We start from the raw sequence: 12,950 nt of genomic DNA on the forward strand, positions 1-12,950 counted from the left end.
TAAAGTGTATTGATAAAGTATATAGGTTTAATATATAATTAGAACATGTGTATAATCTCGGACGGATATATTACTTAAAAGGAGTTTGAAAATGAAGATAGTCGTATTGGACGGATATACGGAAAATCCAGGGGATTTAAGCTGGGATAGTCTTGGAGCCCTCGGGGATTTGACCGTTTATGACCGGACACCAAAAGAATTAACAATAGAAAGAATCGGCGATGCTGAAATTATATATACCAATAAAACGGTTATTAACAGAGAAATATTAGATGCCTGCCCGGATATTAAGTTTATAGGTGTATTGGCTACCGGATATAATGTGGTAGATATTGCAGCAGCAAAGGAAAAAGGAATTCCTGTTACTAATGTACCGGCTTATAGTACCGCTGCAGTAAGTCAGTTTACCATAGCATTATTATTAGAATTGTGTCATCATGTCGGGTCCCACTCTGACAGTGTTTTAAAGGGCGACTGGGCCAAATGCATAGACTATTGCTACTGGAATTACCCTCTTATCGAACTGGCAGGGAAAACTATGGGTATCATTGGATTTGGCCGGATCGGACAAGGTACGGCGAAAATTGCCCAGGCTCTTGGTATGAAAGTTTTGGCATATTCCCGTAATCGACATCCGGAGCTGGAAAATGAGACCTGTAAATATGCGGAATTGGATGAATTACTTGCAAATTCCGACGTAATTACCCTGCATTGTCCTTTATTCCCTGAAACAGAGGGAATTATCGATAAAGAAACAATAGCGAAGATGAAAGACGGCGTAATGATTATAAATGATTCCAGAGGTCCACTTATCGTAGAAGAGGATTTAAGGGATGCTTTAAACAGCGGGAAAGTAGCGGGAGCAGCCGTTGATGTAGTTTCAACGGAACCTATAAAACAGGATAACCCTTTACTTTCTGCAAAAAATATTATAATTACACCTCATATTGCCTGGGCACCTAAGGAATCCAGACAAAGGCTGATGGAGATTGCTGTGAAGAATCTGAAAGATTTCCTTAAGGGTGATCCTATTAATATCGTAAATAAATAATTAAAGGAATGCCACATATTGTTCCTATGATGATGGAAAATAATTTTAAACCTGGGTTTAAAATTAATTTACAAATAAAAGATTTAAATAATGCATTAGATACCGCTCATGAAGTCGGAGCACCTCTTCCTCTTACCGCGCAGGTAATGGAGAGGTTCCAAACACTGCATGCTGATAATTGCGGTGGCGATGATCATAGTGCTTTAGCAAAATATTATGCTAAGATTTCCGGAGCCGTTATCGGAGATTAAATTACAACGGAGGAATAAACATGAGTCAGATACAAAACGAGGCACAAATAATAATTGAGGAATCCATTAAAAATGTACTTCCTCAGACAGCAGTGGAAAAAGCACTTGCAAATAAATCATTTTCAGGGAATATCATAGTAATATCCATAGGTAAGGCTGCCTGGACTATGGCGAAAGCTGCAAAGAATATACTTGGTTCATCCATTAAAAAAGGTGTCATAGTAACGAAATATCAACACTCTCAGGGAGATATGGAAGGGTTTGAAATTATTGAGGCAGGACATCCGGTACCGGACGAAAATTCAGTTCTTGGTACGGTTCGCGCGATTGAAGCCGTTAAGGGATTAACAAATGAGGACCAGGTAATATTTTTAGTTTCCGGCGGCGGTTCCGCATTATTTGAAAAACCGGCGGAAGGTCTTAGTTTAGAGGATATTAAGAAAGTTACCGGGGATTTACTTAAGAGCGGTGCAAACATTGTCGAAATGAATACCATCCGGAAACATCTGTCCGATGTAAAAGGAGGTAAATTTGCGTCTCTTTGTGCTCCAGCTAAAGTTTATTCTATTGTTTTATCCGATGTAATCGGTGACCGTTTAGATTCCATCGCTTCCGGACCGGCTTATCCGGACAGTTCTACAGTTATGGATGTAAAAAATATTATTAAAAAATATAATCTGCAATTTAATGAAGCCATATTGAACGCTTTAAACAATGAAACTCCCAAAGAACTAAGCAATGTAGAAACCGTAATTACCGGAAGTGTCAGTGAATTGTGTAAAGCCGCAGCTGAAAATGCAAAAAAACTTGGATATACTCCCTATGTTTTATCATCAACCTTAGAGTGTGAAGCGAAGGAAGCAGGTAAATTTTTATCCTCTATGGCCAGGGAAATCCGTAATGGAAACCTTTACGGGCTGAAAGCACCTTGTGCTCTTATCGTAGGAGGTGAAACTACCGTTAAAATTCAGGGTACCGGTTTAGGAGGAAGAAATCAGGAGTTAGCATTAACTGCTGCAGCAGGAATTGAAGGAATGCAAGATACCCTTATCTTTTCCCTGGGTTCCGATGGTACTGACGGCCCAACGAATGCTGCCGGAGGTATGGTGGATGGAGAAACTCTGGATAAATTAAAACAGCTTGGTATGGATCTCGAAGAAATACTGAATAATAACGATTCTTATCATGGATTAAAGGCTGTGGACGGCTTGATTATGACAGGTGCAACAGGTACCAATGTAAATGATGTAATGGTTGTTTTATGCAGATAATTTATATTAAATTGATTTAATAAGTAAATTAACGGAATAATATATAGAATATAAATATAAGAACGAAAAACAGTTTAGTAAAAGCTAAGCTGTTTTTTTACAAGAAGGTAAAGAAAGTTAGTGAAAATAAGTAATGAAGCAGTTTAGCAATATTATATATCAAGGTGTTGCATATCGCTAAAGCTACCATAAATAATGTATCATAAAGCCGATTTTTAAATATTGGAGGTTATAAATGGAGAACGAGGTACAGATTAAAAATTTTTATGAAGTAGAGCTTGAAGACTTGAACAATTGCCATAATGGAGTCGGTGTTTTAAAACACAAAGAGTTATTTTCTGGTGAAGAATTTAAATCAGGACTTCGGTTTATGAATTATACAATTCTGCCACCGGGTACAACAATCGGTGATCATAAGCATGAAAATGATGAAGAAATCTATGTGGTTTTAGAGGGAAAGGGTATTATGCATTTGGACGGAAATTCGTTTGAAGTGAAAAGCGGATCTGTAATCCGTAACAAACCATATGGAACCCACGGATTAGTAAACACCGGAGATTCCGATATGAGAGTATTAGTATTTGAGGTTGCAATTTAACTATTCATTAAATTGCCTGAAATTTTTAGTTGCATTCAATAATAATACCGCATATAATTGAGGAACATAAATATTATATTAGATTTATTGTTAAGCAGCCGGATAAGCTATTATACTAAGTTTCTGCAAATCCGGATAGAAAGAAGGTTGGTATATGATTGTTTCTATCAATAAACCAGAATTGTTAAATATTACAGACAGTTTGGAACATAAAACGTATTTTGGTGCAAATCAGGTTTGGTATACAAAAACATGGAATAGGGAAGCCGGGTGCGGTCCAACCTGTGCTTCTAATATAACCGCTTATCTTGCCCAGACCAGGGAGAAATATAAGGAACTGTTTATACCAAATAGCTTGGAAAAAAAAGAGTTTCTAAAACATATGAATGAACTTTTTAAATATGTAACTCCCGGCGCCATGGGTGTCAATCATGTAGACAAATTTGTCAGCGGTATAACCCAATTTGCTAAGGATAGGGGCGTTTTAATAGAAACCGAAGTATTTTCGGTAGAGAATTGTTTTACCAAGAAAAGAAATGCTGAGAAATTAACCGAATTCGTATGCCGGGGACTTACAGCAGACTGCCCACTGGCATTTTTGAATCTGTCAAGGGGTGAGGAAACCAGTCTTCAAGCCTGGCATTGGATAACAATTACCAGTGCGGAAATTAAAGAAGGCAGTTTGATTGCAACCGCATCGGACGAGGGAAGGGCAATCCAGTTTGATTTACTGAAATGGTATTTAACTACCCGCATGCATGGTGGATTAATTTTTATAAAATAACTGTTAATGTGGATATGTTTGGTAAAAAAGGGAGGAGCTTAGAAAGTGAAAATTAATCATATAGCACTCTACACCAGTAATCTGGAAGGAATGAGGCAGTTTTATATTACTTATTTTGGAGGAAAGGCCAATCATTTATATGAAAACAAACAAAAAGGTTTTCAGTCTTATTTTATTACCTTTGATGATGATACCAGACTGGAACTTATGTTTTTAACCGATTTGAAAGACAGTCCGGAAAAACTCAATCATCTGGGATTTATTCATTTGGCTTTCAGTGTGGGAAGCATGGAGATGGTTGATCAACTGACTGATAAATTAGCAGAAGACGGTTATAAGGTTATCAGCGGGCCAAGAACTACGGGGGATGGATATTATGAAAGCTGTATTCTGGATCCGGATGGAAACCAGATTGAAATTGTAATATAACAAAAGTCGGGTGATTCATGAAGCGCTTTTGATGTATGACAGATTCCATGAACCGCCATAAAGGATGGAACACTTGTTTTTGTCTGCGTTTTTATGAAATTTTGGTATCTGATTAAAACCCAATAAGAAACTCCGTTAAACGATTTTACGCAAAATAATAACATACCTACTATTATCTATAAAGATATTAAAATAAATGCAGTTAAACTTATTATACCGTTTAACTGCATTTTCTATGAATTAAATTCCATTATATATGTCGTTTTTAATAATAACATAATGAATAAAAACGTTAAAACTATCATCATCCTTGGCCAAAATTAAGCGCAGATTCGTTCTATATCTTCCCCATTCAAAGATTCTTTTTCTAATAGCTCGGAAGTGATCTTTTCAAGAAGTTCTAAATTAGCTTCCAGTAGTTTTCTGGTTTCATCATATAGGATATTCATCTGATTCCTGCATTTGTTCACCAGCTCACGATCAAATCCATCCAGTAAAACAGCCGTACTGAATAACCCCATATCCTGGTCCATACCATATTTGTTAATATAATCCACTATGATGGAGGAAGCTTTCTGAATGTCATTGCTGGCACCGGTGGTGATTTCCTCTTCTCCAAAGATTAATTCTTCTGCTGCTCTGCCTGCAAGCAGCATTTGTATATTGGCATTAATTTGTTTCTGTGTCTGGAACATGGTATCTTTCGGAATACTTAGATTAAAACCTCCGGCCCCTCTGACACTGGGTATAATAGTAACTTTGGAAATATAATGATCGGGCTGGAGAAGTTTGGTTACCAATGCATGTCCGGCTTCATGATAAGCGGTAATCCTGCGATCACGATCAGAGATAAAACTGCGGTCTAACATAGGTGCTCCGGCAATTACAGTATAGAATGCCTTTTCAATATGTTCCATATTTATTACCGGCTGTTCCTCATTGGCAGCATTAATGGCAGCTTCATTTAAAAGATTTTCTAACATGGCACCGCTGAAATATACGGTGGATTTTGAAAGTGCATCTAAATCAACATCATCGGATATAGGTTTTTTGCCTGCATACAGATCCAGTATTTTTTTTCTGGCATTCACATCGGGTAGTCCGATTTCTATTTGCCTGTCGAAACGGCCTGGTCTTAAAAGTGCTTCGTCCAATGTATCCAATCGGTTGGTTGCACCGATTACAACAATTCCTTTATTCTCATGAAAGCCGGACATTTCCGTCAGAAGTGCATTCAGGGTTTGGTCTCGTTCATCATTACTGGCAGAAGTGTTTCTTGCGCGTTTTTTACCTATTGCATCAATTTCATCAATGAAAATTACTGCTTTTTCACTCTTTTTTGCTTTGCTAAACAGATTTCGGATACGGCTGGCACCTACACCGACGTACATCTGAACAAAATCCGAACCGCTCATGGCATAAAAAGGTACATTTGCTTCTCCGGCAATAGCTTTTGCCATTAAAGTTTTACCGGTTCCGGGCGGGCCATAAAGAAGAAGGCCTTTGGGCATTCTGGCTCCGACAGCAGCGTATTTTTCAGGCTGCTTTATAAATTCAATAATATCCTCAACCATTAATTTAGCTTCCGTGTTACCGGCAATCTGATTTAAAGTGATAGCTGAAGCACTGGCAGATTTATTTGCGTCCGAAATTAAAGGTTTGTTACTGCCTCCTTTACGAACATACAAGAAGACACCACCGGCGATCAGGATGAGAAAACCAAATTGTAAAAATTTCAATCCGGTACTGTTCTGACCGTAATTTACGGTAATATTATTGGTCAGTAAATATTCAATAAAATCTTCAGTTTTGGGATTTGGAACCATATAAATATTATCTGGTTCTTTGCTAAGCATTGCTTTGAATGTATTGCCGTTTATATCATAAATAACGGATTCCACTTGATGTTCATTTACTGCATCTAAAAATGAGGGGTAGGACATCTCAAGTTCTGTCTTATCTTTATTCACATACTGGTATCCTGCCAGGCCAACTAAAACCAGTATCAGGATTGACAGTATTATAAAATAAATTTTTTTCATTAAATAACCTCCCGAGGTTAGTAGTGGTTTACATAATACTTCTTAATTCATTGTAACGGTTTGTATTCCAAATTTCTACAAAATATTTCTGGAAAGTATGTTTGAAAATACCAAGTGGATTCCTGCGTTAGTAATAAACATAAGGAGGGACCCGTAAGTATCGTACCTAAACTGAATTTTTCACTCGTTTAATCTATATCCATATTTAGCAGTGCATTATCATATAATAAGATTAATAAAAGTTTTAAGCCAGAGGCTTACTATGCAGGAACAAGAATTTTTTACATTTCGGGAATATATGAGAAAAGACCAGGAACTCTTATCTGCATCGGCAGAAGATTATATGGAGATGATATACAGACTTTCAGAGGAAAACGGATTTACCAGGGTAAACGACCTTGCGGCAGCACTAAATGTACAACCGCCCTCCGTAACCAAAATGATTCAAAAATTAGCGGATATAAATTTGTTAAAATATGAAAAGTATGGTGTTATAATGCTTGAAACAAGTGGGGCAGAAATAGGAAAAGCATTACTGAACCGGCATAATTTAATTGAGCGCTTTTTAACATTACTGAACATAAAAGACGGTCTTTTAGAAAGTACCGAAAAAATGGAACATACCATAAGTAACGAAATATTACTTGGTATACGGGATTTTATTGATTTCTTTGACAGCAATCCCCAGGTTAGGGATAGTTTTTTTAACTTTCGGAATTCCAAAGATAAACGATAATTAAGAAACGGAGAAATGCCTAAAGTATTTCTCCGTTTTATTGTCCATGAAATAATATTTGCTATACCCAGTTAAATACCCGAAAAACAGTTGCTGTAATAAAACATACTATTACTGCAATAAGTGTAGGGATAACAGCACCAAGAATAGTCCATTTAATGCTTCCGGTTTCTTTGTGGATGGTTAAAAGGGTTGTCGCACAAGGCCAGTGAAGAAGGCTGAATAACATAACATTTAGTGCTGTAAGGTAGGTCCAGTTATGATTTATAAGGATTGTTCTTAAAGATTCAATATTATCATATTGTACCATAGCTCCCGTTGATAAATAACTCATTATTAAAATCGGCAGTACTAACTCATTCGCCGGAAGAGCTAACAGGAAAGTCATTAGAATATAACCGTCCAGCCCAATCATTTTTGCAAAAGGATCCAGAAACGATGCAACATGGCTGATGATACTTAAATCACCTACATGAATATTGGCGAGAATCCAGATAAAAATGCCGGCCGGGGCTGCTACGGCAACGGCTCTCCAAAGTACAAAAAGTGTTCTGTCTATTATGGAAGTATAAAGAACACGGCCTATTTGGGGTGCCCGGTACGGAGGCAGTTCCAGGGTAAAGGTGGATGGGATACCCTTTAATATAGTTTTGGATAATCCATAGGAGACCAGTAACGTTATGATGATTCCGAAAATGACCAGCCCAGTTACGGATAAAGCCGGAAGTATTCCATAATTCAAACCTGTATTGGTAACAAGAAAAACAGAGGATATGGCAATTAAAGTAGGAAACCTTCCATTACAGGGAACAAAATTATTCGTTAATATTGCTATTAACCGCTCTCTTGGTGATTCGATTATTCTGCAGGATACAATACCTGCCGCGTTACAACCAAATCCCATACACATACTGAGACATTGTTTGCCATGGGCACAGGCTTTTTTGAATAAATGATCCATATTAAAGGCTACCCGTGGAAGATACCCTAAATCTTCTAAGATCGTAAATAAAGGAAAAAATATTGCCATAGGAGGCAGCATAACGGAAATAACCCAGGACATGGTCCTAAAAAGTCCAAGAACGAATATTCCGTGCAGCCATTCGGGGGCATTTAAAAGGTTGAAGAGGTGAGTTAATTTGTCCTCAAGGTTAAAAAGTACATTGGATAACATTGTTGAGGGTATATTGGCTCCGAATATGGTAATCCAGAAGATAACTGCTAAAACAAGCAGCATAAGAGGAATTCCAAATATTCTGGATGTTATATAATTATCTATTATTCTGTCCCGATTCATTTTTAAACAGTCTTGTGTTACATATTTAACTTTAATATCCTCAGCTTTCTGATAAAGTTGTTTTGTTATTTCGTCCCGTATTTTCTTTTTTTCTGCTTCCATTTCATAGGAACATTCGGTGGAAATATATTTATTTAGCAGAGGGTGATTTAAATTTGTTAAGATGGAATCCAGAAACCTGGTATCTCCGTCAATTAGCCGCAAGACCAGCCATCTGGTATTAATTCCTTTTACATTCTCATCTAATACAGGAATCAATGCAGCAGCTTTCTCTTCAATGTCCTTACTGTAACGGACAGGATTCGGACTTGGATTAACTTCACCTGTAGTCACTTTATATATCATTTCTCTCAATTCCGAAAGACCGGTACCATTTCTGGCAGCACATAAAATTACAGGTATACCTAATTCTTTTTCAATTCCCGCCGCATCTACCTGAATATTTTTTTTCCTTGCTTCATCAATGAGATTGACACATAATATGACACGATTCGTAAGTTCCATAACCTGATAAACCAGATTTAGATTTCGTTCAAGGCAAGTTGCATCGCATACAACCACTACGGTATCAGAATTTCCAAAACACAAGAAATCCCTGGCAACTTCTTCTTCTGCCGAGGTGGCAAATAACGAATAAGTACCCGGCAGATCCACCAGAACATAATCATATCCGCTATAGGTATATTCACCTCTGGCATTAACTACAGTCTTACCCGGCCAGTTGCCGGTATGCTGATGTAGTCCGGTTAACGCATTAAAAACAGTACTTTTACCTGTATTTGGATTGCCCGCCAGGGCAATGACATACTGTTTCTCAGTTTTATCAATCTGAAAAATATCTGTCAGGGAACAGGATTGTATCGATTGAAATGTTAAACCCATTACGAACCTCCTAAGCTTATTTTTACATCCTAAATTTCTTTATTTCGCTCGTGGTTTATTTAAATATCCAATACGGTTATAAGGGAAGCCTCTTCTTTACGTAAGGCTATCATTGCTCCACGGATATTATATATGGTGGGATCACCGCTGGGACCTTTTCGAATAACTTCAATTTTAGCTCCCTTAGTTAATCCTAAAGCAAGCATTCTTTCTCTTGCTTTATCAGTGGATGATAATTCTTCGACAGTAACCAGTTTTCCAACAGATACAGCATCAAGTTTTATCATATAATTACCTCCAAATTTATTCCAAAGAAAAGTTATAATAAACTAATTTTATAGTATGATAAAAATATGGGATGGTTACTGAAATCAGCCGATAACTAAAAATTTTACCCTCCTTTAATTAAGTTTCATCAAACTAATACTTTCCCTGATTATGGATAATTGTGTAAAATGATAAAAAGAATTAGTAAGAAATTTAATTTGGCAGATTGACAGATATAGATTGTTGTTGTAAGATATATAACATAATTTAATCATAACCTCACTTTTGCAGGTGAGGTAGAGGCGCGATATTTAACAGTCTTTAGCGGAGTTTGAGAAGCAAAGATGCTATTGAGAAGGAAATGTCGCCGAAGTGGATAATATACTCAGGATTATCTGCTGGGCCTGCAGTTAATAGCTGTAGGACTGTCTCAATGAACATCCCAGTTTGTTGAGTTGTGCTATCTCGTTTGGGAAAGAAGGGGGTTATTAGGTCAATGTGTATATTAGACCTGAGGTTTCCTCAGGTCTTTTTTTTCGCGTTAGCAAATGCGATGGCATATATGAACCAAGGAAACCGGCATAAGGTGTTACATCAGGTTTTCCTTGAATAGAACAAAGAATATTTAGAATTAAATTGATCAAAAGAAGGAGAGACTAAGATATGAAGAAAAAATTAGGTGTATTATTAGCAATGTCATTATCGGTAGTTTGTTTATTAGCAGGCTGCGGAACTAAAACCGATTCCGGGAATCCTGGTACGGCACAGACCACATCAGGGGATGCAGCTACCGCTTCTGAAAATACGGGAGCAAGTACAACTGAAGAAGATACTTTTAAAGTAGGTATGGAAGCAGGATATGCACCATTTAACTGGACACAGATGGATGATTCCAACGGTGGTGTAGCAATAGAGGGCGGAGCGGAATTTGCAGGCGGTTATGATGTCGAGATCGCAAAGAAAATTGCAGATGGTTTGGATAAAAAATTAGTAATTGTAAAAACAGAATGGGATGGTCTTGTACCGGCTTTAACTTCCGGTAAGATAGACGCAATTATCGCAGGTATGTCACCTACGGCTGAAAGAAAAGAAACCATTGATTTCACAGATAATTATTACAAATCTGATTTGGTTATGGTTGTTAAAAAAGGCGGCAAATATGAAAGTGCCAAATCTATTCAGGACTTTAAGGGAGCTAAAATTACGGCTCAGTTAAATACATTTCATTATTCAGTTATAGATCAGATTGAAGGTGTTCAAAAGGAAACTGCTATGGACAACTTCCCGGCAATGAGAGTTGCACTGGAATCCGGAATTATAGACGGTTATGTTTCAGAACGTCCTGAGGGTGTCAGCGCTTCCAGTGCTAATGAAAATTTTGCCATGGTAGAATTTACAGACGGATTTCAAACATCGGATGATGATACAGCAATTGCAGTTGGTGTTGCTAAGGGAAGTGAACTTACTGCTAAAATCAACGAAATTTTGGCAGGTATCTCAGAAGAAGAACGTACAAGCATTATGGATACTGCTATATTAAATCAGCCAGCAGCTCAGTAATGAGAATACTTACGAAACCGGGTGTATAAAGAAGGCAGCCGGTTTCTATCTTTCATAGGAAAGTTCGTCCTATAAGATAGAAACCCCCAGGGGATACGTTTTACGCTTAAGATGAAATTATCACTAAAGTGACAATGTGTCAGCGCTGGAGTCTGGTAAACCAGACTCAAATTTGTTGAAAACTTTTAGAATATAAATCTGACAGAATTCAGCAATTCTAATTTTGTTATTTACATCTAAGGAGGTAATAATATGAGCCTGGATTGGCTTATGAAGATTATATCAAATAACTGGCCGATGTTTTTACGGGGAGCCGGGGTTACTCTATATGTTTCTATCATTGGTACCATTTTAGGGTCCCTGATTGGATTAATGGTAGGAGTCGTTCGTACCATACCGGTACCGGAACGCGGGTTTAAAAAAATTATATTAAAAATTATTAATTTTATACTTTCAGCATACATTGAATTCTTCCGTGGTACACCTATGATCGTTCAGGCCATGGTTATTTATTATGGTTCTGCACAGGCGTTTCACATTGATATGAATAAATCCGTTGCAGCAATATTTATCGTATCCATTAATACCGGTGCGTATATGTCTGAGATTGTCCGCGGTGGTATCGTTTCCATAGACAAAGGCCAGTTTGAAGCAGCTGCCGCAATTGGCATGAACCACATTAAAACCATGCTGCATGTTGTATTGCCGCAGGTTATCCGTAACATCTTACCCGCAACAGGTAATGAATTTGTAATTAATATTAAAGATACCTCCGTATTAAATGTAATTGCCGTATCCGAATTATTCTTCCAGACTAAGTCCGTAGCAGGTAATAATTTCAGGTATTTTGAATCTTTTGCGGTCGCCTGTGTATTGTACTTTATCATGACATTTACAGTGACAAGAATTTTACGAGCAATTGAAAGAAAATTAGACGGCCCGGATAATTACATTATGATGGGTAATCAGATGCAGGTTTAGGAAAAATACAGGGAAAGAGGTTAGGTTAATAGAATGGAAAAAGTAATTGATATTCAACATCTGAGTAAGTCCTTTGGGTCTCATGAAGTGTTAAAAGATATTGATTTCTCAGTAAATAAAGGTGAAGTAGTTTGTATCATCGGTTCTTCAGGATCCGGCAAATCAACTCTGCTTCGTTGTGTTAACCTGTTAGAAAAGCCTACCGGCGGACAGATTATATACAATGGAGAAAATATTTTGGATAATAAGCACGATATCTATGCTTACCGTACGAAACTTGGCATGGTGTTCCAGCAGTTTAACCTGTTTAATAACCATGATGTTCTAAGTAATTGTATGGTTGGACAGGTTAAAGTACTTGGCCGTTCCAAGGAAGAAGCGAAAACAGTTGCCATGAAATACTTAAAAATAGTTGGTATGGAACAGTACATCAATGCGAAACCAAGACAGTTATCCGGCGGACAAAAACAGCGTGTGGCAATAGCCAGGGCTTTATCCATGGAACCGGATGTAATGTTATTTGATGAGCCCACATCAGCCCTGGACCCTGAAATGGTAGGTGAGGTTCTTAAGGTTATGAAAGAACTTGCACAGTCAGGACTTACTATGTTAGTAGTAACTCACGAAATGGGATTTGCTAAAGAAGTTTCCAACCGTGTTGTATTTATGGACAAAGGTGTTATAGCAGAAGAGGGAAGTCCGGAACAGATTTTTAACAATCCAAGGGAAGAACGTACCAGGGAATTTTTAAGCCGTGTATTAAACGCGGATTAAATTTAATTTCCGCGAAAGCAAAGTGAG

13 protein-coding genes and 1 riboswitch are annotated in these 12,950 nt (G+C 37.5%); of the genes, 10 read left to right on the plus strand and 3 right to left on the minus strand.

Annotation, left to right across the window (positions count from 1 at the left end):
• Positions 1 to 91 precede the first annotated feature (91 nt).
• From Ana3638_RS13715 to Ana3638_RS13740, 6 genes are all read left to right on the plus strand, one after another.
• Positions 92 to 1,051 carry a D-2-hydroxyacid dehydrogenase gene (locus tag Ana3638_RS13715; protein ID WP_161838528.1) on the plus strand — a complete coding sequence of 320 codons (960 nt, stop codon included), beginning with the start codon at positions 92 to 94 and terminating at the stop codon, positions 1,049 to 1,051.
• Between the two features lie 8 nt (positions 1,052 to 1,059).
• Entirely contained in the window at positions 1,060 to 1,302 is a 243-nt protein-coding gene (locus Ana3638_RS13720; protein ID WP_161838529.1) for an NAD-binding protein, read from the plus strand.
• A gap of 20 nt (positions 1,303 to 1,322) precedes the next feature.
• A complete protein-coding gene (locus Ana3638_RS13725; protein WP_161838530.1) occupies positions 1,323 to 2,573 on the plus strand; it encodes a glycerate kinase type-2 family protein in 1,251 nt (416 codons plus the stop codon).
• 235 nt (positions 2,574 to 2,808) lie between these two features.
• A complete protein-coding gene (locus Ana3638_RS13730; protein ID WP_161838531.1) occupies positions 2,809 to 3,171 on the plus strand; it encodes a cupin domain-containing protein in 363 nt (120 codons plus the stop codon).
• A 154-nt stretch (positions 3,172 to 3,325) separates the two neighbouring features.
• A complete protein-coding gene (locus Ana3638_RS13735) occupies positions 3,326 to 3,955 on the plus strand; it encodes a hypothetical protein (protein ID WP_161838532.1) in 630 nt (209 codons plus the stop codon).
• 45 nt (positions 3,956 to 4,000) lie between these two features.
• Positions 4,001 to 4,384 carry a VOC family protein gene (locus Ana3638_RS13740; RefSeq protein WP_161838533.1) on the plus strand — a complete coding sequence of 128 codons (384 nt, stop codon included), beginning with the start codon at positions 4,001 to 4,003 and terminating at the stop codon, positions 4,382 to 4,384.
• A gap of 320 nt (positions 4,385 to 4,704) precedes the next feature.
• On the opposite strand, the gene Ana3638_RS13745 is transcribed toward Ana3638_RS13740, so the two are convergent.
• Positions 4,705 to 6,426 carry an ATP-dependent metallopeptidase FtsH/Yme1/Tma family protein gene (locus tag Ana3638_RS13745; protein WP_161838534.1) on the minus strand — a complete coding sequence of 574 codons (1,722 nt, stop codon included), beginning with the start codon at positions 6,424 to 6,426 and terminating at the stop codon, positions 4,705 to 4,707.
• 262 nt (positions 6,427 to 6,688) lie between these two features.
• On the opposite strand from Ana3638_RS13745, the gene Ana3638_RS13750 reads away from it, so the two are divergent.
• Positions 6,689 to 7,162 carry a metal-dependent transcriptional regulator gene (locus tag Ana3638_RS13750; RefSeq protein ID WP_161838535.1) on the plus strand — a complete coding sequence of 158 codons (474 nt, stop codon included), beginning with the start codon at positions 6,689 to 6,691 and terminating at the stop codon, positions 7,160 to 7,162.
• Between the two features lie 61 nt (positions 7,163 to 7,223).
• On the opposite strand, the gene feoB is transcribed toward Ana3638_RS13750, so the two are convergent.
• Both feoB and Ana3638_RS13760 read right to left on the minus strand, forming a co-directional pair.
• Positions 7,224 to 9,341 carry a ferrous iron transport protein B gene (gene feoB / locus Ana3638_RS13755; RefSeq protein ID WP_161838536.1) on the minus strand — a complete coding sequence of 706 codons (2,118 nt, stop codon included), beginning with the start codon at positions 9,339 to 9,341 and terminating at the stop codon, positions 7,224 to 7,226.
• 59 nt (positions 9,342 to 9,400) lie between these two features.
• Positions 9,401 to 9,628 (minus strand): FeoA family protein, encoded by a 228-nt coding sequence (locus Ana3638_RS13760; protein ID WP_161838537.1) that lies wholly within the window; start codon positions 9,626 to 9,628, stop codon positions 9,401 to 9,403.
• Positions 9,629 to 9,897: 269 nt separating this feature from the next.
• Positions 9,898 to 10,079: riboswitch (Lysine riboswitch) on the plus strand.
• 192 nt (positions 10,080 to 10,271) lie between these two features.
• On the opposite strand from Ana3638_RS13760, the gene Ana3638_RS13765 reads away from it, so the two are divergent.
• From Ana3638_RS13765 to Ana3638_RS13775, 3 genes are all read left to right on the plus strand, one after another.
• Positions 10,272 to 11,168, plus strand: a complete 897-nt coding sequence (locus Ana3638_RS13765) for a transporter substrate-binding domain-containing protein (RefSeq protein WP_161838538.1) — start codon at positions 10,272 to 10,274, stop codon at positions 11,166 to 11,168.
• A 252-nt stretch (positions 11,169 to 11,420) separates the two neighbouring features.
• Positions 11,421 to 12,149, plus strand: coding sequence for an amino acid ABC transporter permease (locus Ana3638_RS13770; protein WP_161838539.1), 729 nt, complete (start codon positions 11,421 to 11,423; stop codon positions 12,147 to 12,149).
• Positions 12,150 to 12,182: 33 nt separating this feature from the next.
• A complete protein-coding gene (locus Ana3638_RS13775) occupies positions 12,183 to 12,923 on the plus strand; it encodes an amino acid ABC transporter ATP-binding protein (RefSeq protein ID WP_161838540.1) in 741 nt (246 codons plus the stop codon).
• The last annotated feature ends 27 nt before the right edge of the window (positions 12,924 to 12,950 follow it).

The sequence above is a fragment of the Anaerocolumna sedimenticola genome (genome assembly GCF_009931695.1).
In the GTDB taxonomy this organism is placed as follows: Bacteria; Bacillota; Clostridia; order Lachnospirales; family Lachnospiraceae; genus Anaerocolumna; species Anaerocolumna sedimenticola.